Raw genomic sequence first — 23384 nt, 5'->3', positions numbered from 1 at the left:
TGACCATGCGCCGTGCGTCGGTACGACGGCTGCTCGCCCTGCCCGTGCTGGCCGGCCTTGCCGGTCTGCTCGCCGGCTGCGGGATCCGGTCGACCGAGGTGCCGACCGACTTCGGGCCCGCGCCCTCCCGGGCGCGCTGCTCGCTCACCGAGCCGGACGTGACCTCGCAGTCCGCCCGCGCGGGCGTGCCGGTGCAGGTGTTCCTGCTGTGCGGTTCGTCGCTGGTGGCCGTCGACCGGTCCGTGCGGGTGCCGGACGGCACGGCGGACGTCGCACGGCGGGTGCTGGTGGCGCAGGGCCTGCTCGACCAGCTCGCCGAGTCGCCGTCGGCGGGCGAGAAGGAGGCCGGGTACACGACGGACGTGCGCGGCGGCATGACCGTCGGCGGGCCCGGTCCGAGGGACCCCGACGACGCGCTGCGGCTGAGCGCCCAGCCCGGGGACATGACCTCCTACGCCCTCGCCCAGCTCGTCTGTACGTTCTCCGACTCGGCGGCGGCCGAGGGCAACGGCTCGGTGGTCCTGGGCGGCCCCGGCTCCGACCCGCTGCGCCGCTACGAGTGCACCGACGAGGTCCGCTCCCGCCCCGGCAGTGCGGAGCCCCCGTCCTCGGCGATCACCGACGGCGGCTGAGCCGGGCCCGGGGTCCGGCCGGTGTGGCGGACGCCTCATGCCGTGCCCGGTGGCCGCGGTCGTCGCAGGTCACCGTCTGTCGCGGGGCGGTGGCGGCCGGGCGGGGCCGCTGACTCGTGCCGGTGTCGGGGAACGGCCCGGAACCGATCGTGCCGGGGGGCGCGTCTTGGGGGGCGTGCAGCGTCAAGGCTCCATCGGCGGCAGCGCCGCGATCCGCATCCGCGCGACCGGGATCATTCTCCTGGCCGCCCACCTCGTGTTCGTCGCCTGGGTCGCGCTGCGCCCGCTGAACGTCCCCTGGGTGGTGCCGGCCAACCTCCATCCGTTCGACGGGATCCGGGCCGACCTGAGACTGGGCTGGCCCGAGGCGGCCCGGCGGATCGGTGAGGGGCTGGGGCTGCTGGCCCCGCTGGGCTTTCTGCTGCCGCTGGTGCACGGCAGGCTCCGGGTCTCGCCGCTCGCCTCCCTGATCCGTACGGTCACGGCGGGCGCCCTGCTGTCGCTGGGCATCGAGCTGTTGCAGACCGGGGTGCCCGGTCAGGTCGTGGACGTCGACTCGATGCTGCTGAACACCCTGGGCGTGGCGCTGGCGCACGTCGCGGTGGTGCCGGCGGTGCGTGCCTGGCTGCGCCGCAGGGACGAGCGCCGGGGGCGTGCCACGGTCCGTCAGGAGGAGGCCGCTCAGGGTCTGACCCCGAGGATTTCCAGGGTCGGGGTCGCACCATAGAGCGACGCTTCGTCCCCTTCGTCACCGTAGCGTGGAAGACAGATGGAGCGGCCGTAGGGGCCGCTCCGGCAGACGCTCGCGAAGGAGCCGCAGATGTCCAGCCTCGCTCGCCCCACCCACGGCCGCATGATCGGCGGAGTGTGCGCCGCGCTGGCCCGGCGCTTCGGCACCTCCGCGACCACGATGCGCGTGATCTTCGTCCTCTCCTGTCTGCTGCCCGGCCCGCAGTTCCTGCTCTACATAGCGCTGTGGGTGCTGCTGCCCTCGGAGGACAAGGCGGCGCGCACGGCCTGGTGACGGCCGTCCACGGCAACGCCGTCGGGTCGCGCCCGGTGTCTCCGGGTGCGCCCCGACGGCGTGTCGTGCGTGGCGGACGGTGCCGTTCAGCCCAGCGGGATGCCGTTCACCGGCAGGCCGTGCGTCGGCAGGCCCTTGAGCGGCAGACCACCGAGCAGACCGGCGACGGGCGCGGTCGGCCCCTCGGCGAGCAGCTTCTCGGCGACCGGCTGGGCGGCGGACAGGCCCGCGCCGAGCGCCGGCTGGGCCTGCGTCAGCACCTCACCGGCCGCGGGCAGCGCCGAGGTCAGGTTCTCCGCGGGCAGCGTCCTGGTGACGCCGTCCAGGGCCTGCGTGGCGTCCGGGACGGCGGGGGCGGCGTGCGCGGCACCCGCACCGACGGCGGCGAAGGCGGCACCGAGAGCGGCGACACCGAGGGTCTTGGCAGCAGACTGCTTCATGATGAATGCGTCCTCGAATGGGATACGGGGAACTGAGCGGTTCTCGACCGTAAACACGGAGAGGGGTCGGCGGCAAACATCGAAATGCGGACGGATGGTGAACGCCCGCACGCACTCCGCGCCCCGAAAAACCGCTACTCAGCCTTCCGTGACCGTAGAACCCCTGGTGGAGGCGGTCTGCTGGAACAGCCATTCGGACTTCAGCTCGGAATAGCCGGGCTTGATCACGTCACTGATCATGGCGAGCCGTTCATCGAAAGGAATGAATGCTGACTTCATAGCATTGACAGAGAACCACTGGAGATCGTCGAGCGTATAGCCGAACGCGTCGACAAGGTGCTCGAATTCCCGGCTCATGCTGGTGCCGGACATCAGGCGGTTGTCCGTGTTGACGGTGGCCCGGAAGTGGAGCCGGCGCAGCAGGCCGATGGGGTGCTCGGCGTAGGAGGCGGCCGCTCCGGTCTGGAGGTTGGAGCTGGGGCACAGCTCCAGCGGGATGCGCTTGTCGCGGACGTAGGAGGCGAGCCGGCCGAGCTTGACACTGCCGTCGGCGGCGATCTCGATGTCGTCGATGATGCGCACCCCGTGACCGAGCCGGTCGGCGCCGCACCACTGGAGGGCCTGCCAGATCGACGGCAGCCCGAAGGCCTCGCCGGCGTGGATGGTGAAGTGGTTGTTCTCGCGCTTCAGGTACTCGAAGGCGTCGAGGTGCCGGGTGGGCGGGAAGCCCGCCTCGGCGCCCGCGATGTCGAAGCCCACGACCCCGAGGTCCCGGTAGCGGTTGGCGAGTTCGGCGATCTCCAGGGCGCGGGCCGCGTGCCGCATGGCGGTGAGCAGGGCGCCGACGCGGATGCGGTGCCCGTTGCGCCGGGCCGTCCGTTCGCCCTCCCGGAAGCCTTCGTTGACGGCCTCGACGACCTCTTCGAGGCTCAGTCCGCCTTCGAGGTGCTGCTCGGGCGCGTAGCGCACCTCGGCGTAGACGACACCGTCCTCGGCGAGGTCCTCGGCGCACTCGCGGGCGACCCGGACGAGCGCGTCGCGGGTCTGCATCACGCCGACGGTGTGCGAGAAGGTCTCCAGATACCGTTCCAGCGAGCCGGAGTCGGCGGCCTCCCGGAACCAGATGCCGAGCTTGTCGGGGTCGGTCTCCGGGAGTTGGACGATGGGGGCACCTCCCACGCCGTCAGGGCTGTGGGGGACGGCGTCCCGGGCGAGGTCGACGATCGTGCCGGGACGCAGCCCGCCGTCGAGATGGTCGTGCAGCAGAACCTTGGGTGCCCGCCGGATCTGGTCCGAGCTCGGGGTGATGCCCGCCTGGGTGCTCTGGCTCGTCATTTCCGCACTCTAACTCCTACGCGCGTAGATGGCGCGTTGTACAACTCCGCCGATACGTAACGGTGACCGCCCGGACAGGTGGAGTACAACGGCGCTTCTGACACTGTTCTGTCATGGCACAGGATGTGACGCCGGTTCGGACGGTCCGGCTGGGGAAGGCGCTCGGCCCCGCGCCGACAGCGGTGAGCGGGGTGGTGCTGCTGCTCCCGGGCGGCGAGGAGGTGTCCAGCCGGAGACCGTCCGCAGTGTGGGCGGCCGCCTCCGTACGGGGGCTGGGGCGCAGGCTGGCCCGGGCGGGACGCGAGGAGGGCCTGGCCATCCACGCCGTGCACTACCGCTACCGCGGCTGGAACGGCAGCGAGGCGCATCTCGCCGCCGACGCGGCCTGGGCCGCCGACGAGGCCGTACGGCGTTACGGGGACGTCCCCGTGTGCCTGACCGGCGTCGACATGGGCGCACGGGCCGCGCTGCGGGCGGGCGGCCACGAGGCCGTCAACTCCGTGCTGGCGATCGCTCCCTGGCTGCCGGAGGAGGACATGGCCGCTCCGCCCGAACCGGTGAAGCAGCTGGCGGGGCGGCGGGTGCTGATCGTGCACGGCACGAACGACGAGCGCTGCGACCCCGAGCTGTCGTTCCGGCTCGCGGCACGGGCGAAGAAGGCGAACCGGGACGTGTGCCGGTTCGAGGTGCACTCCGACGGCCACGGACTGCACCAGTACCGCGGTGAAGTCCTGGCGCTGGCCGAGGACTTCGTCATGGGCGCGCTGTTCGGCCGGGCGCTCTCCCGGCCGGTGGAGGACGCGCTGGCCGCCCCGCCGCCGCTGGGGCTGCGAATGCCGTTGGCCGTGGGGTTCGGCGCCTCGTTACGGCGCCCGGGCCGCCCCTGAGGCGCGGCCCTCAGTTCGGCAGCAGGTTGCCCCTCCTGGACAGCAGGAACTTCTTGAAGGCCGCCACGGGCGGGGTGTCCGGGTGGCCGTCCAGCCAGGCCACGCCGATCTCGCGGGCGGCTCTCGGGGCCGTGACCGTCAGCTCCACCACCCCCGGGCGGGCCACGGCGGGCGGCGGCAGCAGCGCCACGCCCAGCCCCGCCGCCACCAGTCCGCGCAGGGTCTCCGCCTCCTCGCCCTCGAAGGCGATCCGGGGCCGGAAACCGGCCTCCTTGCAGAGGTCGTCGGTGATGCGGCGCAGTCCGTAGCCCGGTTCCAGGGTCACGAACGTCTCGTCGGCGGCCTCGGCGAGGCGGACCCGCCTGCGGGCGGCGAGACGGTGGTCGGCGGGGACGACCAGGCGCAGCTTCTGCTCGTCGAGGCGGCGGGCCACCAGGTCGGGGGCGTCCGGGACCGGTGAGGTCAGACAGAGGTCCAGCTCCCCCGCCCGCAGCCGCTCCAGCATCGCCTCGCCGTAGTTCTGGACCAGGCTGAAGCGGACGCGCGGGTGATCGGCGCGGAAGGCGTGGATCAGCCCGGGGACGGTCTCGGCGCCCATGGTGTGCAGGAAGCCGAAGGCGACCTTGCCGGTGGCCGCGTCGGCGTCCGCCCGGACCTCGTCGGCGGCCCGCTCGATCTCGCCGAGGGCGCGCTCGACGGAGGCGAGGAAGGTGCGCCCGGCGGGGGTGAGGGAGACCGTGCGGCCGTGCCGGGCGAACAGGTCGACGCCCAGGTCCTGTTCGAGGCGGACCATGGCCCGGGACAGCGTCGACTGCGGGACCTGCATCTCCTGCGCGGCGCGCGTGACGTGCTCGGTACGGGCGACCCCGGCGAAGTACGCGAGCCGGGGGGCCAGCACCCTCGACATCTCCGCCGCGTCCGCCATGTCTTCTGTGTCACTGGACGGTGACAGGCGAGCCTCTGACCTCTGTTGATGCACCATGGGAACGATTATGACGATTCCATGCATTGGACGGATGAGCAGGGGCGTACGTAACTTCGAGGCATGTCTCCCGCCAGTACCGGGGCGTCCACGCTCGTGGGCGCCGCGTCCTCCGCTTCCGTCTCCTCCACTCCCCCGTCCGCCGACTCCCGTCTGGCCCCCGGCGGCCCCGGCTACCGCCGGATGAGCTTCGCGCTCTTCCTCGCCGGTGTGGCCACCTTCGCCCTGCTGTACTCCACGCAGGCGCTCCTGCCGCTGATCTCCGGTGACTTCGGGGTGGCGGCGAGTCAGGCGAGCTGGACGGTGGCGGCGGCGACCGGCGGACTGGCGTTGTTCGTGCTGCCGATGAGCGCCCTGTCGGAGCGCTACGGCCGCCGTACGGTCATGACGGCCTCGCTGGGCGTCGCGGTCGGCGTGGGCATGCTGGTGCCGTTCGCGCCCTCCCTGGGCACGCTGGTCCTGCTGCGGGCGGTGCAGGGCGCGGCGCTGGCCGGTCTGCCGGCGTCGGCGACCGCGTATCTGGCCGAGGAGGTCCGGCCGAAGGCGCTCGTCACGGCGATCGGTCTCTTCGTGGCGGGCAACAGCGTCGGCGGGATGAGCGGCCGGGTCATCACCGGCTGGGTCGCACAGGAGTGGGGCTGGCGGGTGGCCGTCGGCGTGATCGGCGCCCTCGCGGTGGCCTGCGCGATCGCCTTCCGCCTGCTGCTGCCGGCGCCCCGGCACTTCAAGGCGGGTTCACTGGCGCCGCACGTCCTGATCGGCACGGTCCGTGAGCACCTCGCCAACCCGCTGCTGTGCCGTCTGTACGCGATCGGCGCGCTGTTCATGACCGTCTTCGGCGGCGTGTACACGGTGATCGGCTACCGGCTGACGGAGGCGCCGTTCTCCCTCCCCCAGGGCATCGTCGGCTCGATCTTCCTGGTGTACCTGGTGGGCACGGTGTCGGCGTCGACGGCGGGCCGGCTGGTCGGCCGCCTGGGCCGGCGCGGTGCGCTGTACCTGGCGGGCGGCACCACGGCGACCGGACTGCTGCTGTCGCTGGCGGACTCGCTGGCCCTGGTCCTGCTCGGCCTGGTCCTGATCACGGCGGGCTTCTTCGCGGGGCACGCGGTGGCCTCCTCGGCGGTCAGCAAGACGGCGACGACCGGCCGCGCGCAGGCCTCCGCCCTCTACCAGTCCGCGTACTACATCGGCTCCAGCACCGGCTCCACGGTCGGCGCGCTGGCCTTCCACTCGGGCGGCTGGGCCGGCACGGTCGGCGTGGGCGTCCTGGCGGTGCTCGGCGTCGTGACGATCACGGTGTTCGGGACGCGGGCGGCCCGCCGGGAGACCCTGGTCGCCGCGCACTGATCGTCCCGCGGCCTTCCCGCGACCTTCCCGCGGTCCTCCCCCTGCTCGGGGCCGGTTGTCAGTGGTGGCGCATAGCCTCCGCGCGACGACCGGTGCGAGCAGGGGGTTTTTGATGGAGTTCCGGATCGACCGCGGTGACCTCGTCGAGGCGGTGGCCTGGGCGGCTCGCGCGCTGCCCGCCCGTACGCCGGTGCCCGTGCTGGGCGGGCTGCTGCTGGACGCGGCGACGGGCCGGCTGACCGTGTCGGGCTTCGACTTCGAGACGGCGGCGCGGATCGAGACCGACGCCGAGGTCCGGGGGGCGGGCACGGTGCTGGTGCTCGGCCGCCGGCTCCTCGACATCTGCAAGGTGCTGCCGGACGGGCCGGTGAGCTGCGCCCTGGACGGCACCCGGTTCACGGTCGAGGCGGGCGGCACCGGTTTCGGCCTGTCGACCCTGCCGCGCGAGGAGTACCCCACCCCGCCCGCACCGCCGCGGGTCTACGGCACCGTGGACGCGGCCGCGTTCGCCGCCGCCGTCGCCCAGGTCGCGGTGGCCGCGGGCCGCGACGACACGCTCCCGGTGCTGACGGGCGTCCAACTGCGCCTGGAAGGCGATGAGATGACGCTGTCCGCGTCGGACCGCTACCGGTACGCGGTACGGCGGCTGGGGTGGCGGCCGCAGGCGGCCGGCGAAGAGGTGGCGGAGGCGCTCGTGCCGGCCCGTCGGCTGCTGGACGTGACCCGGTCGCTGGCCCGGTGCGGGGAGGTCCGGGTCGGACTCGACGGGGCCTCGGGGAGCGGCCCGATCGGGTTCGAGGGCGGACGGACGCGGACGGTGGTACGGCGGCTGGACGGACGGCTGCCGGCCCCCGGGAAGCTGTTCGACATGGCGGGGGCCGCGGTCGCCGAGGTGGAGAGCGCGGCACTGACGGAGGCCGTGCGGCGCGTCGCGGTGGTGGCGGAGGCGAGCAGTCCGGTACGGCTGGACTTCTCGGCCGGGTCCGTCCTGTTGCGCGCCGGGTACGGCGACGACGTGGCCACCCAGCGGCTGCCCGCCGCGCTGACCGGCGCCGAGGAGGTGACCGTGGCCTTCAACCCGGCGTATCTGCTGGACGCGCTGGCCTCCTTCGAGGCGCCGACCCTGCGGGTCGAGCTGCTGGGGACGGGACAGCGGGCGCTGCTCGGCGCCGCGGACGCCCCCGAGACCCACCGGCACCTGCTGATGTCCGTGAAGCAGCTGGTCTGAGAGCGCCTTCGGCGCCCTTCCACGTGCCGTCCACACGCCTTCTACCTGCGCCTTCGCCGACTCGGCGGGCCATTGTCAGTGGGCTGCGGTAGCTTCCGAAGTGCTGGGCGCAAAGGCGCGTGACAGATGGGCCACAGGGGTGGGTGGACGATGGGCAACAGCACGGCGACGACGACCGACATCGACGTCGCACTGGAGAAGCACCGGACGGAACTGACCGGCTACTGCTACCGCATGCTCGGTTCCTCCTTCGAGGCCGAGGACGCGGTGCAGGACACCCTGGTGCGCGCCTGGCGGAGCTACGAGAAGTTCGAGGGCCGCTCCAGTCTGCGTTCGTGGCTGTACCGGATCGCGACGAACGTCTGTCTGGACATGCTGACGGCCGGCAACAAGCGGGCCCGGCCGATGGACCTCTCCGAGTCCACCCCGCTCGCCCGGGCGGCCCTCTCGCCCCGCCCCGACAACACCTGGCTGGAGCCGATGCCGGACGCCCGTGTGCTGCCGACGGTGGAGGACCCGGCCGAGGCGGCGGTCGCCAAGGAGTCGGTGCGCCTCGCGTTCATGGCCGCCTTGCAGCAGCTCCCGCCGAAGCAGCGGGCGGTGCTGATCCTGCGCGAGGTGCTGGCGTGGAAGGCGAGCGAGGTCGCCGAGCTGCTCGACACCTCGGTCGCCTCGGTCAACAGCGCGCTCCAGCGGGCGCGGGCGACCCTGTCCGAGCGGGAGGCCTCCGGCGCGGACGCGGCGGTGTCCGACCCGTTGGACGAGGAGCAGCAGAAACTGCTCGACCGCTATGTGGCGGCCTTCGAGGGCTATGACATGGCGGCGCTGACGGCCCTCCTGCACGAGGACGCCATCATGACGATGCCGCCGTTCGACCTGTGGCTGACAGGGCACGACGACATCACCGGCTTCATGACCACGCTCGGCTCCGCGTGCGAGGGCTCGCGCCTGCTGCCGGTGCAGGTCAACGGTCTTCCGGGCTTCGCCCAGTACAAGCCGGACCCCGACGAGGGCGGGTTCACGCCGTGGGCGATCCAGGTCCTGGAGATCTCAGACGGCCGCCTCACCGGGTTCCACTTCTACCTCGACACCCAGCGCTGGTTCCCCCTCTTCGGCCTCCCCCTCCACCTCGAAGCGGAGACCGACGAGGTCGAGCAGGGCGCGTAGGGCCGGGTCGGGGGCGCGCAGTCGTATGTGTCCCCCGGCCCGCCGGGCGGCCAGCTGGAGCCGCGCCAGCAGGTCGACGGCGACGAGCCCCGGCGGTCCGATCCCGGCGACGTCACAGACGACCACCGGGGTGCCGGTGGCCGCCAGCAGCGCCCGTACGTCGTCGACGAGCCCTGCCACCCGCGGGCGGGTGACGGGGCCGGTCAGGGTGAGCACGGGCGGTGTCGTCGCTTCCACGATCGGTAGACCGGCGCGGGGCGCCCAACTCATCGGAGCGGGAGAACCACGGTCGGGCGATCGTCGCGGCGACGCGTTCAGGCGACGCGTTCAGGCGATGCGTTCAGGCGATGCGTTCCAGCACCACGGGGGACGCGGTGAACCCGGTTCCGGCCGCGCCGATGTCGTACGAGCCCAACGCCGCCTGGAGCGCGTACTCGAAGCGCTCCGGGGTGTCCGTGTGCAGGGTCAGCAGGGGCTGGCCCTCCGTGACCGTGTCCCCGGGCTTGGCGTGGAGTTCGACGCCCGCGCCCGCCTGCACCGGGTCCTCCTTGCGGGCCCGGCCCGCGCCGAGGCGCCAGGCGGCGATGCCGATGTCGTAGGCGTCGAGGCGGGTCAGGACGCCCGAGGCGCCCGCCTTCACCACGTGCTGTTCCTTCGCCGTGGGAAGCGGGGCGTCCGGGTCGCCGCCCTGGGCCGCGATCATGCGGCGCCAGACGTCCATCGCCGAGCCGTCGGCCAGCGCCTTCGCCGGGTCCGCGTCCTTCACGCCGGCCGCGTCGAGCATCTCGCGGGCGAGGGCGATCGTCAGTTCCACCACGTCCGCCGGGCCGCCGCCGGCCAGCACCTCGACCGACTCGCGGACCTCGAGGGCGTTGCCGGCCGTGAGGCCGAGAGGGGTGGACATGTCGGTCAGCAGCGCGACCGTCTTCACGCCGTGGTCGGTGCCCAGGCCGACCATCGTGGAGGCCAGCTCACGGGCGTCCTCGATGGTCTTCATGAAGGCCCCGGTGCCGACCTTCACGTCGAGGACCAGCGAGCCGGTGCCCTCCGCGATCTTCTTCGACATGATCGACGAGGCGATCAGCGGGATCGCCTCCACCGTGCCCGTGACGTCCCGCAGCGCGTACAGCTTCTTGTCGGCCGGGGCCAGGCCGTCGCCCGCCGCGCAGATCACCGCGCCGGTCGTGTCCAGGACGTGCAGCATCTCCTCGTTCGACAGCAGCGCGCGCCAGCCGGGGATCGACTCCAGCTTGTCCAGGGTGCCGCCGGTGTGGCCGAGACCCCGGCCGGAGAGCTGGGGTACCGCCGCACCGCAGGCCGCCACCAGCGGGGCCAGCGGGAGCGTGATCTTGTCTCCGACGCCGCCCGTGGAGTGCTTGTCGGCCGTCGGGCGGGACAGCGCCGAGAAGTCCATGCGCTCACCGGAAGCGATCATCGCGGCCGTCCAGCGGGCGATCTCGCGGCGGTTCATGCCGTTGAGCAGGATGGCCATGTTGAGGGCGGCCATCTGGTAGTCGGCGACCTCGCCGCCGGTGTACGCGTCGATGACCCAGTCGATCTGCTCGTCGCTGAGCTCGCCGCGGTCCCGCTTGGTGCGGATGACGGAGACCGCATCCATCGACAACTGCGTCATGGCTTTCCTTCCGGTGGTGCACCGTAGTGCGGGTGCACGGTGGTGCGGCAAGACGTTGCAGAAACCGCGCGGCCCCTCTGCGCCGGTCAGAGGGGCCGCGCGGGACTTACTTGGTGAGGTGGCCCGGGCCGAAGGCCTGCGGGAGCATCTCGGCCAGCGGCAGGATCCCGGCCGGCGTCTCCAGCAGCAGCTCCGGGCCGCCGAACTCGTAGAGGAGCTGACGGCAGCGGCCGCACGGGACGAGGATCTCGCCACGGCCGTCCACGCAGGTGAAGTGCGTGAGCCGGCCGCCTCCGGTGTTCTGGAGCTCCGAGACCAGCCCGCACTCGGCGCACAGGCCGATCCCGTAGGAGGCGTTCTCGACGTTGCAGCCCGACACGATCCGGCCGTCGTCGACGAGGGCCGCCACGCCGACCGGGTAGCCGGAGTACGGGGCGTACGCCCGGGACATGGCGTCCCGGGCCACCGTACGCAGCTTCTCCCAGTCGACCTGGTCGGCGGATCCGGCGGCGGGCGGGGTCATTTGCCCTGCCCCTTCCGGTACGGCATGCCGTCCGCCTTGGGCATCCTGAGGGACTGGGCGGAGAGCGAGAGCACCAACAGGGTGACGACGTACGGGGCGGCCGTCACGACCTGGCGCGGGACCTCGTCCGTGCCGACGTACCAGACGAACATCAGGGCCGAGATCAGCGCGGTGACGACGGCGGGGACGTACTTCTTCTGCCACGCCAGGTAGGCCGCGCCGAACACCAGCACGATCGCCAGCAGCAGGATCAGCGCGTGCACGTTGGTGGTGCCGCCGCGCAGGTTGAGGCTGTCGGTGTAGCCGAACAGGCCCGCGCCGAGGGCGAGGCCGCCCGGCATCCAGTTGCCGAAGATCATCGCGGCGAGGCCGATGTAGCCGCGGCCCGCGGTCTGGCCGTCCAGGTAGACGTTCGAGGCCACGATGGACAGGAACGCGCCGCCGAGGCCGGCGAAGCCACCGCTGATGATCACGGCGATGTACTTGTACTTGTAGACGTTGACGCCGAGGGACTCGGCGGCCACCGGGTTCTCGCCGCAGGACCGCAGCCGCAGACCGAAGGCCGTCCGCCACAGCACCCACCAGGTGGCCGGGACGAGGGCGACGGCGACGACGGTGAGCGGCGACAGGTCGGTGATCAGACCGCCGACCAGTCCCGCGATGTCCGAGACCAGGAACCAGTGCTTCTCGTTGAGCGTGTCCAGCCAGCTCGACAGGCCGGGTACGTCGAAGGTGCCCAGCGAGTCGATCGGCGGGGACTGCTTGGAGGAGCCCTGCGGGACGCCCTCGAAGGCGAACTTCGACAGATAGCGCGTGGTGCCGAGGGCCAGGATGTTGATGGCCACACCGGAGACGATGTGGTTCACGTTGAAGGTGACGGTCGCGATGGCGTGCAGGACGGCGCCGAGCGCGCCGCCGATGATGCCGAAGACGACGCCCGTCCACGGGCCCCACTGGTAGCCGGCCCAGGCGCCGAACCAGGTGCCGAGGATCATCATGCCCTCGAGGCCGATGTTGACGACGCCCGCGCGTTCGGCCCACAGACCGCCGAGGCCGGCGAGGCCGATCGGGACGGCGAGGCGCAGGGCCGTGGACATCTGGCCGGTGGAGGTGATGCCGTCGGCGCCGGTGATCAGGCGGACGATCGAGGTCAGCACCAGGACGCCCGCGATGATCAGCAGGAGGACCGGGAGCGAGATTTTGCGGCCGCCCTTGCCGGGCTGCTTCGCCTTCGGCTTGGCGATGGTCGTGGTGCTCATCAGACCGTCACCTCCTTCTTGGTGTTCTGGGCGGCGGCGGCGAGCTCGGCGCCGACGCGCTTCTGCTGACGGCGCAGACCCCACTGGCGAACGGCCTCGTACGAGATGACGACCGCGAAGACGATGAGGCCCTGCATGATCGTGGCGATCTCCTTCTCGTACGCCACCGGGGTCGCGTAGTCGAGGGCCGGAGAGGCCTTGTCGAGGAAGGCGATCAGGAGCGCGGCGAAGGCGATGCCGACCGGGTTGTTGCGGCCCAGCAGGGCGATGGTGATGCCGGTGAAGCCGAGACCCGTGGGGAAGCTCAGGCTGTAGGTGTGGGCGTCGCCGAGCAGCAGGGGCAGGCCGGAGAGGCCCGCGATGCCGCCGGAGATGAGCATCGCGGTGAGGACCATCTTCTTGGCGTCGACGCCGGAGGCCGCGGCGGCGGTCTCGGACTCGCCGGTGGCGCGCAGGTCGAAGCCGAAGCGGGTGCGGTTGAGGACGACCCAGTAGACGATGCCGAGGGCGATGGCGAGGAAGACCAGGCCGTAGATCTCGCCGACGTCCGCGCCCAGGTCGATGCCGGGCACCCAGCCGGAGTCCTTCATGATGCCGGTGGTGTTGTTGTTGCCGACCTGCACGCCCCACATGTTGTCGAGGGTGAGGTAGCCGATGACGCTGGTGGCGATCGCGTTCAGCATGATCGTCGCCACGACCTCGCTGACCCCGCGGGTGACCTTCAGGACGCCCGCGATGCCGGCCCAGAAGGCGCCGGTGAGGACGCCGACCAGGAGCAGCAGCGGGATCTGGAGGAAGGACGGCAGGGCGATGTTCGCGCCGACCACGGCGGTCATCATCGCGGCGAGGCGGTACTGGCCGTCGACGCCGATGTTGAACAGGTTCATGCGGAAGCCGATGGCGACCGCGAGGGCGGCGATGTAGTACATCGAGGCCTGGTTGACGATCAGGACCTGGACGTCGGAGTAACCGGCCTGCTCCAGCATGAGCGTGTACGGCTCGATCGGGCTCTTGCCCGAGGCGATCAGCACGACCGAGGTCAGCAGGATCGCCGCGACGAGCGCGATGACCGGGCCGGCCACCGCGAGGAGCACGCGCTCCTTGTCGAACTTCTTCATCGGGCCTCGTCCTCCGGACCGGCAGCTTCCTCGGTGGTTTCCGCGTCGTCGACGTGTTCTTCGTCCACGTGTTCCAGGTGACCGGACGCGGCGCCGGTCATGGCGGAGCCGAGCTCCTCCGGGGTGATGGTGGCGGGGTCGGCGTCCGCGACCAGGGTGCCGTTGTAGATCACGCGCAGGGTGTCCGACAGACCGATGAGCTCGTCGAGGTCGGCGGAGATCAGCAGCACGGCCAGACCCTCGCGGCGGGCCTCGCGGATGCGGTCCCAGATCTGGGCCTGCGCGCCGACGTCCACACCCCGGGTGGGGTGGGCGGCGATCAGGAACTTCGGGTTGTGGCTCATCTCGCGGCCGACGATCAGCTTCTGCTGGTTGCCGCCGGAGAGCGAGGCGGCGGTGACGTCGATGCCGGGGGTGCGGACGTCGAACTCCTCGACGATCCGGCGGGTGTCGGCCTGGGCGCCCTTGATGTTCAGCCAGAAGCCCTTGGCGTTGGGCGCCTCGGTGACGTGGCCGAGGATGCGGTTCTCCCAGAGGGGCGCCTCCAGGAGCAGGCCCTGGCGGTGGCGGTCCTCGGGGATGTAGCCGACGCCGGACTCGCGCCGCTTGCGCGTGTTCCAGGGGGTGATGTCCTCGCCGAGGAAGGCGATGCTGCCGGAGTCGGCGTTCTTGGTGCCGATCAGCGCGTCGATCAGCTCGGTCTGGCCGTTGCCCTCGACGCCGGCGATGCCCATGACCTCACCGGCGTGGATGGTGAAGCTGACGTCGTCGAGGGCCTTCTTGACCTCGCCGCCGAGAGCGACCTCGGGCGAGATCATGCCGCTGACCCCGCCGGCCGTGGGCTCCGCCTCGACGCCCAGGGAGGCGCCGCCGCTGGCGTACACGGTGAGGTGCGTGACCTGGATGACGGGCTTGTCGGTGACCGTGGACTCGGCGGTCTCCGGGGTGGGCAGTTCGCTGCCGACCATCATCTCGGCGAGCTGACGCGGGGTCGTCTCGGCGGGGACGGCCGTGCCGACGGTCGTACCGCGCCGGATGACCGTGATCTCGTCGGCGACGGACAGCACCTCGCCCAGCTTGTGGGAGATGAAGATGACCGACAGGCCCTCGGACTTCAGCTCGCGCAGGTTGTCGAAGAGCGCGTCGACCTCCTGCGGGACGAGCACGGCGGTCGGCTCGTCGAGGATGAGGGTCTTGGCTCCGCGGAAGAGGACCTTGAGGATCTCCACGCGCTGTCGGTCGGCGACGCCGAGGTCCTCGACCAGGGCGTCGGGGCGCACGCCGAGCCCGTAGCGGTCGGAGATCTCCTTGATCTTCTTACGGGCGTTGCCACCGATGCCGTACAGCTTCTCGCTGCCCAGCACCACGTTCTCCAGGACGGTCAGGTTGTCGGCCAGCATGAAGTGCTGGTGGACCATGCCGATGCCGCGTGCGATGGCGTCGGCGGGGCTGGAGAAGCTCACCTGGTCGCCGTCAACCGCGATGGTGCCCTCGTCCGGCTTCTGCATGCCGTAGAGGATCTTCATCAGCGTCGACTTGCCGGCGCCGTTCTCGCCGACGAGGGCGTGCACGGTGCCTTTGCGGACGGCGAGGTGGATGTCGTGGTTGGCGACGACACCGGGGAAGCGCTTGGTGATCCCCGCCAGCTCTACCGCGATCGTCGACTGTGCGGTGAGCGGAGGGCTGCTGGACGCGTCGATGGCGCACTCTCCTTGGGAAAGGGGTCGCTCTACGCGCGTAGCGCCCCTGCTTTAAATAGTGCCCGGATCAGGTCGATCTTGATCGATCCTGCTTGAGATCCCGATCAAATCTCGATCCGTTCCGAGCATTCTGCCGCGCGAACGGGGCGCGGGGAGGACATCCTTCCCGCGCCCGGTTCCGTGACCGTAACGCTGCCATTACAGCGCTTCTTTGGCCAAGGCCTCTGACGGAAGGTCAGGAGGTCTTCACCGTGATCGTGCCGTCCTTGATGCCCGCTTCGGCCTTCTTGATCGCGTCCTGGATCGCGGTGTTGCTCGCGAACTCCGGGTTCGAGTCCGACACGCTCACGCCGCCGTTCTCGAGGCTGCCGCGCACGACGCCGGTCGCCGGCTTGCCGTCCTTGACGGACTTGGCGAGCGTGTAGACCGCACCCTCGACGTTCTTCATGGCCGAGGTCAGGATCGATGCCTTGTACGCCTTCAGCGCGTCCTGCTTGTACTGGTCGGAGTCGACGCCGATGGCCCAGACCTTGTGGGCGTTGGCGGCCTTGATGACACCCTGACCGGACAGACCGGCGGCGGCGTAGACGACGTCCGCACCGGCGTCGATCTGACCCTCGGCGGCGCTCTCACCCTTGTCGGGGCTGGAGAAGCCACCCTCGGCGGCGGTCTCGGTCAGGTACTGCGACTTGACCGTGACACCCTTCTTGGTGTCCTCGACGCCCTGCTTGAAGCCGGCCTCGAACTTGTGGATCAGCGGGACGTCCACGCCACCGACGAAGCCGACGGTGTTGGTCTTCGTGGCCTTGGCGGCGGCGACACCGGCGAGGTAGGAGGCCTGCTCCTCGTGGAAGACGAGGTCGGCGACGTTGTCGGCCTTGATCTGCTCGTCGTCGACGATGCCGAAGGTGGTCTTCGGGTACTTGGCCGCGACCTCCTTGACGGCCGGCGCGTAGGCGAAGCCGACGCCGATCACCGGGTTGTAGCCCTGCTTGGCAAGGCTCTCCAGGCGCTGCACCTTGTCCGCGTCGGACTCGCCGTCCTGCGGCTCGACCGCGGTGGACTTGTAGCCGAACTCCTTGTCGGCCTTGTCCAGGCCGGCCGTGGCGGCGTCGTTGAAGGACTGGTCGCCCTTGCCGCCGACGTCGTACGCGAGCGCGAGGCCCAGGTTCTTGTCACTGCTGCTGGAGGAGGAGGACGACGTGGAGGAGCTTCCGCAAGCGGAAACGGTCACGGCGAGAGCTGCGGTGGCAACACCCGCAACCGCGATTCGGGACACCCGGCGCATGGAACTTGACTCCTTTGTGCAAGCGCCCAAACCAGGCGCTGGTTCCGCCGCAGCGTAACGCGCGTAGACCAGACGGAAAAACCCTTCTGTCCGGTCCGTTACCGAGCTGTGGCCACAGTCGCGGTCCAGGTTACGGACAGCAGTACGCCCCTTGCGGGAGGCAAGGGGCGTATGGGCTGCAAGGACGCCCGTAAGGGCGTAGCCGGGGGCCGGTCCGGCGCTTTGTCGCGCGTTACTCGGTGTTACTTGGTGTTAACGGTGATCTTGCCGTCGATGATGTCCTTCTTGGCCTTGTCGACGGCCGCGACGACGTCCGTCATCGCCTTGTACTTCGGGTTGCTGTCGGCGAATCCGACCCCGTCGTTGGAGAGGCTGCCGCGGACCACACCGGACAGCGGCTTGCCCGCGTGGACGGACTTCACGAGGTCGTAGACGGCGCCGCCGACGTTCTTCAGCGCCGAGCCGAGGATGTAGTCCTTGTACGCCGCCAGCGCGCTCTGGCTGTACTGGTCGGAGTCGACGCCGATGGCCCAGACCTTCTTGGCCGCGGCCTCGGTGATCACGCCCTGACCGGAGAGACCGGCCGCGTGGTAGATGACGTCGGCGCCCGCCTCGATCTGACCGCTCGCCGCGTCCTTGCCCTTGTCGGGGCTGGAGAAGCCGCCTTCCTGGGCGGTCTCGGTCAGGTACTGCGACTCGATCTTGATGTTCGGATCGACCGACTTGGCGCCCTGGACGTAACCCGCCTCGAACTTGTGGATCAGCGGGATGTCCACGCCGCCGATGAAGCCGATGTGCGCCTTCTTGGTGGCCTTGGCGGCGGCGACACCGGCCAGGTACGAGGCCTGCTCCTCGTGGAAGACCATGTCGGCGACGTTCTTCGCCTGGATCTGCTCGTCGTCGATGATCCCGAAGGTGATCTTCGGGAACTTGGCGGCGACCTCCTTGACGGCCGGCGCGTAGGCGAAGCCGACGCCGATCACCGGGTTGTAGCCGGCCTGGGCGAGCTGGGTCAGCCGCTGCACCTTGTCCGCGTCGGACTCGCCGTCCTGCGGCTCGATGTCCTGGCCGCCGATCTTGAATTCCTTCTCGGCCTTCTCGAACCCGGCGTAGGCGGCGTCGTTGAACGACTGGTCGCCCTTGCCGCCGATGTCGTACGCGAGGCCGATGCCCTTGCCCGAGTAGGTGCCGCTGCTGGATTCCGAGTCGCTCGACTTGGAGTCGGTGCTGGACTTGCCGCAGCCGGCGGCGGCAAGCGCGACGACCGCGACGGTCACCGCGGCCCGGGAAAATCTCGTCCTCCGAGATATCAGACGCATAGCAAGCACCCCTTCATCCCCACGGCGCCGTGACCGGCCCGCTTTCCCCTTGGTGGCGCCGTACAGGAGGGGCTCCCCAACAAGCCTTTCCCGGTGGCGATTCCGGCGCACAGTAACGCGCGTAGAAGCGGAGGGGAACGGGGTTTCTCCGGGCCGTTATCGATTCGTGCCGACGCCGGGTTACAACCGCGTCCCCGGAGTTACGCGCGGGTCACACAAGGGGACGAAGGGGCGTCTTTCCGGCACCCCTTCGCCCACGTCCCTTCGCCGTGCCGCCTCAGTGGCCGCGGGTCTCCGCGTCCAGCAGCGCGGCCGCCGTGAAGAGCTCGACGCCGACGGTGATCGCCGACTCGTCCGCGTCGAAGTCGCCCTGGTGCAGATCGCGCACGGTGCGCTCGCCGGGCGGACGGACCCCGAGCCGGGCCATCGCGCCGGGCACCCGCTCGAGGTACCAGGAGAAGTCCTCGCCGCCGAGGCTCTGTTCGGTGCTCTCCACGCCCGCCTCGCCGCGCCGGGCGACCATCGCGTCCCGCAGCAGCCCGGCGACGTCGCCGTCGTTGACGACGGGCGGGACGCCCCGCACGTAGTTGATCTCCGACTTGGCCCGGTGCAGGTTGGCGACCTCGTCGATCGCCGCGACGACGATGTCCGGGGCCTGCCGCCACGCCTCGATGTCCAGGCAGCGGACGGTCCCGGAGAGCTCGGCGTGCTGCGGGATCACGTTTGGGGCGTGTCCGCTCTCGATCCGGCCCCAGGTGACGGCCAGCCCGGCCCGGGTGTCGACGCGGCGGCCGACCAGCGCGGGCACGTCGGTGACGACCCGGGCGACGGCGGTCACGAGGTCGGTGGTCAGGTGCGGGCGGGCGGTGTGGCCGCCGGGCCCGTCCAGCGAGATCTCCAGCCGGTCACAGGCCGAGGTGATGGCCCCCTCGCGCAGCCCGACCTTGCCCGCGTCGACCCGCGGGTCGCAGTGCACGGCGATGATCCGCCCGACCCCGTCCAGCGCCCCGCCCTCGATGGCGTCGGCCGCGCCGCCGGGGAGCACCTCCTCGGCGGGCTGGAAGATCAGCCGCACGGGCCGCGGGAGCCTGCCCTGCCGGTGCAGCTCGGCGAGGACGAGTCCGGCGCCGAGGACGACGGTGGTGTGCACGTCGTGCCCGCAGGCGTGCGCGCGGTCCGGCACCCTCGAGCGGTACGCGCACTCGGTCTTCGTGTCCGGGATGGGCAGCGCGTCGATGTCGGCGCGCATCGCCAGGACGGGCACGCCGTCGGCGCCGGCACCCGCCGCGCCCCCTCCGCCCACGGTCCCGATGTCACAGATGAGGCCCGTCCCCACGGCGAGTACGCGCGGCTCGAGACCGGCCTTCTCCAGGCGCGCCTTGATCGCGGCCGTCGTACGGAACTCCTGGTTGCCGAGCTCGGGGTGCATGTGCATGTCGCGGCGGAAGGCCACGAGCTCTGCGCGCAGCGCCTCCGGCAAGGTGCCGGGAAGGGCTCCGGGGAGCGCACCCGGAAGTGCACCGGGGAGCACGTCTTCCCCTGACGGATCGGCCTCGGACTCTCGGGACATCAGTTGCTTCACCCTCTGAAGGGTAGGACGCCGGGGCGGTCAACTGACCCGATCAACAAAAGTTCAACCCGTTAGGCGAAGAAAAGTTGGCCGCGCGGCGCATGGCTGCTGTGGTGGATGGGTAAACTCGCCGGCTTCTCGGTCGGCACCCACACTTCTTCCTTCCTTTCACGGATACCACGGACGGCTCGAGACACGCTGGGTTTGTCCACGGACCGGGACCGATCCCGGAATCATCACCTCCATGCAGCGGTTGCGCCACGCTGGGCGACGACACGGGGCCGACCGGGCACGGTGCCCCCATGGAGACGATGACGTGCGGGTGCGGCGAGGACCGGATACCCGGGATCCTGGCCAGGGGCGTGGTGGCGCTGGCGCTGACCGGGCTGGCGGTGATGGCCGTCACGGCGTGTCTGCTCGTGGGTGCGCTGTGGGTGGTCACCCGGTGGCGCGAGCGGGCGCACGCCGAGCGCGAGGAAAGCTTCTTCGACGGGTTCGGCCGTTGGGAGGAGGAACAGGCGGAGCCGCCGCCCCCACGGGGCGGCGGCTCGTAGTCGCCCGGGTCCCGGCCGTCCTCAGACGACGCTCACCGCCGCCAGCCGGTGTACGTCCTTCGCCGTGCCCGTCACCCCGGACAGGAACCCCTGCGCCCGGGGCGAGGCGTGTTCCGTCAGCCAGGCCGGGTCGATGTCGCAGACCGCGACGCGCACGTCGGTGCCGGACAGGGCCAGCGGCAGGGTGTGGACGACCGTGGACGGGAAGCTGAGGACGGTCCGGCCGATGGGGCCGCGGCGGGCGATCAGTTCCAGCGGGAGGTCCGGGCGGACCACCTCGAGCCCCGTCTCGACGGCCAGCCGGTGGAGTTTCTCCGTGCTCTCCCGGCGGTGGGCGAAGTAACGGGTCGCGCCGTGGGCCTTGGCCAGCCTCTGGACGGCCTCCAGGTAGCGGTCGGCGTCCACCACGCCGGTCTCCACCAGTGAGGTGCCGACCATGTCCGCGGTCTTCGTCACACGCGGCGGACCGAAGCGGTCGCGGGTCCAGGCGAAGACGTTGGACGTGATCGTGACGCCGTCGGGGGCGTCCTTTATGGGCATGGAGGAGAAGACCTCGACCCCGCGGTCCGCGCCAGGGGTCAGCCGGCGGCGGGCCGCGGCGGACACCGGGGCGAAGAGCACGTCACGGGGGCCGGTACGGCCGCCCTTGCGGTGCCAGCGCACGAGCCGTTCACCGCGGGCCAGCTGGCCCACGAACTCCATCGTCGCCGTCCCGTCGTCCACCACGACCAGCTCGCTCGCCCGGGTGATGGTCAGCAGCAGCTGGACGTAACGGGAGAACGGGTCGCCCATCACCATCCGTTCCGCGTGCCGCAGCAGCGGCATGAGGCCGCCGATCGTGCGGAAGGGCGCCGTGGTGCCGCCGCGGGCCTCCTCCCAGCGGACCGTGTGCCCCTCCCGGCGGGCCAGCTCGGCCATGCGGCGCAGCTGGCCGCGGGTCATCGGGTCGGTCGGGGACAGGACGACGAGGGTGAATCCCGCGCCGGGCTCCTCCCGCGAGTGGAGTTCCCGGGCGTGCGCCCACTCCAGGACGTTCAGGAGCTGCACCGGACTCTCGACGAACGCGAGGGTGTGGGGGGTGTGGCCGGAGTTCTTCCCGGCGCGAGGACTCATCGTCGGACGACCATCCCGTAAGGCACTCGGAGGGGTATTCAGGTCACACCGCGACCGGTTCGCCCGCCGCCGCCGCGATCTCCGCCGCCGCGACGACGCCCGACACGCGGCGCAGCTTCTTCATGGGGCCGAGCTCGGAGTCGTAGACCTTCTTGACGCCGTCGCCGAGGGAGGCCTCGATGGTGCGGATGTCGCGGACGAGGCGGGTGAGGCCGCCCGGCTCGACGGAGGCGGCCTGGTCGGAGCCCCACATCGCGCGGTCGAGGGTGATGTGGCGCTCGACGAAGGTGGCGCCGAGGGCGACCGCGGCGAGGGTGGTCTGGAGGCCGGTCTCGTGGCCGGAGTAGCCGATCGGGACGTTCGGGAACTCCTTCTCCAGCGTGTTGATCACGCGGAGGTTGAGCTCCTCGGCCTTCGCCGGGTAGGTCGAGGTGGCGTGGCACATGAGGATGTTGTCGCTGCCGAGGACCTCGACCGCGTGGCGGATCTGCCTCGGCGTCGACATGCCGGTGGAGAGGATGACGGCGCGGTCGGTGGAGCGCAGGGCGCGCAGCAGCTCGTCGTCGGTCAGCGAGGCGGACGCCACCTTGTGCGCGGGGACGTCGAACTTCTCCAGGAAGGCGACCGCCTCGGTGTCCCACGGGGACGCGAACCAGGCGATGCCCTTCTCCTTGCAGTACTCGTCGATCTGGCGGTACTCGTCCTCGCCGAACTCGACGCGGTGGCGGTAGTCGATGTAGGTCATCCGGCCCCAGGGCGTGTCGCGCTCGATGTCCCACTGGTCGCGCGGGGTGCAGATCTCGGGGGTGCGCTTCTGGAACTTCACGGCGTCGCAGCCGGCCTCGGCGGCCACGTCGATCAGCTTGAAGGCGTTGTCGAGCTCGCCGTTGTGGTTGATGCCGATCTCGCCGCAGATGTAGACGGGCCTGCCGGGACCGACCTCGCGGGAACCGAACGTGCGCAGACGGGAGTTGGTGCTCATGGCGGAGATGTCCTTACCTGGTGAGGGTGTCGAGAGAGGGTCCGAGGATCCAGCCGGCGATCTCCCGGATCGCGCCGTCGCCGCCGGGGAGGGTGGTGACCGCGCGTGCGGCGCCGCGTACGACGTCGTGGGCGCTCGCGACCGCCACCGGCCAGCCGACGAGGGCGAAGCAGGGGAGGTCGTTGACGTCGTTGCCGACGTAGAGCACGCGCTCCGGCGCGATGCCCTGTTCCTCGCACCACTGCTTGAGCGCGAGGTCCTTGCGGTCGATGCCGTGCAGGACGGGGAGCTTCAGCTTCCGGGCCCGGGCGGCGACGACCGGGTTCTGTTCGGTCGAGAGGATCAGCATCCGCAGGCCCGACCTGCGCAGGGCGGCGATGCCGAGGCCGTCGCCGCGGTGCACGGAGACGAACTCCCGTCCGTCGGAGTCGATCAGCACCCGGTCGTCGGTCTGGGTGCCGTCGAAGTCGAGGACGACCGCGTCGATGTCCGCGGCGGTGGGCAGGGAGCCGGGCCGGTCCGCGTCGAAGAGGCCCGCCAGCGCCCTGGCCCGGGCCAGGTCGTGCGGGTCGTCGATCTCCAGGACCCGGGCGGGGTCGGTGCGGACGAGTTCCGTGCGGCCGAAGAAGCGGTGGCCGTGCGCGCGGAAGCCGCCGGTCTCCATGGCGTAGGCGGCGCCGGTCTCCAGGAGGTCCTGGGGGCGGTCCTGGCGGCGGGGGCGGAAGGCCTTGTCGTGGTTGACGCCGAAGCCGCCGGCCGGGCCGGGGCCTCCGTCGCCGCCCCCGGCCTCCTCGCCGTCCGCGTCGCGCCAGACGAAGCCGTGGAACGGGGCCACCGTCACCGCGGTGTCGGCGCCCTGCTCGACGACGGCCGCGGCGACCCCGTCGATGTCGTCGCGGACGAGGAAGGGGCTGGTGCACTGCACGAGCAGGACGGCGTCGACCGGGGAGCCGTGCAGCGCCTCGTGGGCGTCCAGGGCGTGCAGGACGGCCGCCTCGGAGGTCGCGGTGTCACCGGCGATGGCGGCGGGCCGGAGCACCACCTCCGCGCCCGCCTCCCGCGCCGCCGCCGCGATGGCGTGGTCGTCGGTGGAGACGACGACGTCCGTCACGAGGCGGGTCGCCCGGCACTCGCGGACCGCGCGGGTGACGAGCGGTACGCCGCCCACCGGCGCGAGGTTCTTCGCGGGCACGCCCTTGGAGCCGCCGCGCGCGGGGATCACCGCGAGCACACGGCGCGCCCCTGCTGGTGAGTCGGACATGGATTTCTCTCCTTGACGG

Annotated in this window: 23 protein-coding genes; 8 read left to right on the top strand and 15 right to left on the bottom strand. The window is 71.2% G+C overall.

The genetic code is table 11. The annotated features are described in order from the left end of the window. Positions 1-5: 5 nt before the first annotated feature. The 3 genes from ACIRPU_RS22865 (at position 6) to ACIRPU_RS22855 (ending at position 1656) form a co-directional block, all read left to right on the top strand. Positions 6-632 carry a hypothetical protein gene (locus ACIRPU_RS22865; RefSeq protein WP_384123757.1) on the top strand — a complete coding sequence of 209 codons (627 nt, stop codon included), beginning with the start codon at positions 6-8 and terminating at the stop codon, positions 630-632. A gap of 175 nt (positions 633-807) precedes the next feature. Further along, on the top strand, positions 808-1359 hold the full coding sequence (locus ACIRPU_RS22860) for a VanZ family protein (RefSeq protein WP_403870082.1): 552 nt from the start codon (positions 808-810) through the stop codon (positions 1357-1359). 93 nt (positions 1360-1452) lie between these two features. After that, positions 1453-1656, top strand: coding sequence for a PspC domain-containing protein (locus ACIRPU_RS22855; RefSeq protein ID WP_355708169.1), 204 nt, complete (start codon positions 1453-1455; stop codon positions 1654-1656). Between the two features lie 86 nt (positions 1657-1742). Here the strand turns inward: ACIRPU_RS22855 and ACIRPU_RS22850 are convergent, their stop codons facing one another. Beyond that, positions 1743-2096 carry an ATP-binding protein gene (locus tag ACIRPU_RS22850; RefSeq protein WP_355708167.1) on the bottom strand — a complete coding sequence of 118 codons (354 nt, stop codon included), beginning with the start codon at positions 2094-2096 and terminating at the stop codon, positions 1743-1745. A 138-nt stretch (positions 2097-2234) separates the two neighbouring features. Next, entirely contained in the window at positions 2235-3431 is a 1197-nt protein-coding gene (locus ACIRPU_RS22845) for an adenosine deaminase (protein WP_403870077.1), read from the bottom strand. 113 nt (positions 3432-3544) lie between these two features. Between ACIRPU_RS22845 and ACIRPU_RS22840 the strand changes: the two genes are divergently transcribed. After that, positions 3545-4318, top strand: coding sequence for a prolyl oligopeptidase family serine peptidase (locus ACIRPU_RS22840; protein WP_355708163.1), 774 nt, complete (start codon positions 3545-3547; stop codon positions 4316-4318). Positions 4319-4328: 10 nt separating this feature from the next. Here the strand turns inward: ACIRPU_RS22840 and ACIRPU_RS22835 are convergent, their stop codons facing one another. After that, a complete protein-coding gene (locus ACIRPU_RS22835) occupies positions 4329-5300 on the bottom strand; it encodes a LysR substrate-binding domain-containing protein (protein ID WP_355708161.1) in 972 nt (323 codons plus the stop codon). 63 nt (positions 5301-5363) lie between these two features. On the opposite strand from ACIRPU_RS22835, the gene ACIRPU_RS22830 reads away from it, so the two are divergent. The 3 genes from ACIRPU_RS22830 (at position 5364) to ACIRPU_RS22820 (ending at position 9045) form a co-directional block, all read left to right on the top strand. Continuing rightward, positions 5364-6650: an MFS transporter gene (locus tag ACIRPU_RS22830; protein WP_403870073.1), complete on the top strand. Its 1287-nt coding sequence runs from the start codon at positions 5364-5366 to the stop codon at positions 6648-6650. 112 nt (positions 6651-6762) lie between these two features. Next, complete coding sequence (dnaN, locus tag ACIRPU_RS22825) at positions 6763-7878, top strand: DNA polymerase III subunit beta (RefSeq protein WP_403870070.1); 1116 nt, start codon at positions 6763-6765, stop codon at positions 7876-7878. 150 nt (positions 7879-8028) lie between these two features. Beyond that, positions 8029-9045: a sigma-70 family RNA polymerase sigma factor gene (locus ACIRPU_RS22820; protein ID WP_403870066.1), complete on the top strand. Its 1017-nt coding sequence runs from the start codon at positions 8029-8031 to the stop codon at positions 9043-9045. On the opposite strand, the gene ACIRPU_RS22815 is transcribed toward ACIRPU_RS22820, so the two are convergent. The 9 genes from ACIRPU_RS22815 to ACIRPU_RS22775 all read right to left on the bottom strand — a co-directional run bounded on the left by ACIRPU_RS22815 (position 8929) and on the right by ACIRPU_RS22775 (position 19455). Continuing rightward, complete coding sequence (locus tag ACIRPU_RS22815) at positions 8929-9315, bottom strand: STAS domain-containing protein (protein ID WP_403870063.1); 387 nt, start codon at positions 9313-9315, stop codon at positions 8929-8931. The genes ACIRPU_RS22820 and ACIRPU_RS22815 overlap by 117 nt on opposite strands. Positions 9316-9385: 70 nt before the next feature. After that, the gene (locus tag ACIRPU_RS22810) at positions 9386-10669 is read right to left on the bottom strand and encodes a thymidine phosphorylase (RefSeq protein WP_355708208.1); all 1284 of its coding nucleotides are present in this window, start codon (positions 10667-10669) and stop codon (positions 9386-9388) included. Between the two features lie 115 nt (positions 10670-10784). Beyond that, a complete protein-coding gene (locus ACIRPU_RS22805; RefSeq protein ID WP_355708153.1) occupies positions 10785-11201 on the bottom strand; it encodes a cytidine deaminase in 417 nt (138 codons plus the stop codon). Next, entirely contained in the window at positions 11198-12460 is a 1263-nt protein-coding gene (locus ACIRPU_RS22800) for an ABC transporter permease (protein ID WP_403870059.1), read from the bottom strand. Before ACIRPU_RS22800 ends, ACIRPU_RS22805 begins: the two co-directional genes overlap by 4 nt. Next, positions 12460-13578, bottom strand: a complete 1119-nt coding sequence (locus ACIRPU_RS22795; RefSeq protein WP_355708149.1) for an ABC transporter permease — start codon at positions 13576-13578, stop codon at positions 12460-12462. The genes ACIRPU_RS22800 and ACIRPU_RS22795 overlap by 1 nt, the downstream gene beginning before the upstream one ends. Next, positions 13575-15278, bottom strand: a complete 1704-nt coding sequence (locus tag ACIRPU_RS22790; RefSeq protein ID WP_403870139.1) for an ABC transporter ATP-binding protein — start codon at positions 15276-15278, stop codon at positions 13575-13577. The genes ACIRPU_RS22795 and ACIRPU_RS22790 overlap by 4 nt, the downstream gene beginning before the upstream one ends. A 235-nt stretch (positions 15279-15513) precedes the next feature. Then, entirely contained in the window at positions 15514-16566 is a 1053-nt protein-coding gene (locus ACIRPU_RS22785; RefSeq protein WP_403870056.1) for a BMP family protein, read from the bottom strand. A gap of 242 nt (positions 16567-16808) precedes the next feature. Then, positions 16809-17885: a BMP family ABC transporter substrate-binding protein gene (locus ACIRPU_RS22780; protein WP_355708144.1), complete on the bottom strand. Its 1077-nt coding sequence runs from the start codon at positions 17883-17885 to the stop codon at positions 16809-16811. Positions 17886-18162: 277 nt separating this feature from the next. Beyond that, positions 18163-19455 carry an amidohydrolase gene (locus tag ACIRPU_RS22775; RefSeq protein WP_403870053.1) on the bottom strand — a complete coding sequence of 431 codons (1293 nt, stop codon included), beginning with the start codon at positions 19453-19455 and terminating at the stop codon, positions 18163-18165. 302 nt (positions 19456-19757) lie between these two features. Here ACIRPU_RS22775 and ACIRPU_RS22770 point away from each other — a divergent pair, with 302 nt between their 5' ends. Continuing rightward, positions 19758-20009, top strand: a complete 252-nt coding sequence (locus ACIRPU_RS22770; protein ID WP_403870050.1) for a hypothetical protein — start codon at positions 19758-19760, stop codon at positions 20007-20009. Between the two features lie 21 nt (positions 20010-20030). Here ACIRPU_RS22770 and ACIRPU_RS22765 read toward each other — a convergent pair whose 3' ends face one another. From ACIRPU_RS22765 to ACIRPU_RS22755, 3 genes are read right to left on the bottom strand one after another with little or no spacing between them, the layout of a single operon-like run. Beyond that, entirely contained in the window at positions 20031-21122 is a 1092-nt protein-coding gene (locus tag ACIRPU_RS22765; RefSeq protein ID WP_403870047.1) for a hypothetical protein, read from the bottom strand. Between the two features lie 43 nt (positions 21123-21165). Continuing rightward, entirely contained in the window at positions 21166-22104 is a 939-nt protein-coding gene (locus ACIRPU_RS22760) for an N-acetylneuraminate synthase family protein (protein ID WP_385559718.1), read from the bottom strand. 13 nt (positions 22105-22117) lie between these two features. After that, complete coding sequence (locus ACIRPU_RS22755) at positions 22118-23365, bottom strand: cytidylyltransferase domain-containing protein (protein WP_403870043.1); 1248 nt, start codon at positions 23363-23365, stop codon at positions 22118-22120. Positions 23366-23384 lie beyond the last annotated feature (19 nt).

The sequence above is a fragment of the Streptomyces sp. NPDC102259 genome, from assembly GCF_044766465.1.
Lineage (GTDB): Bacteria > Actinomycetota > Actinomycetes > Streptomycetales > Streptomycetaceae > Streptomyces.
This window is presented reverse-complemented; position numbering and strand designations above follow the sequence as displayed.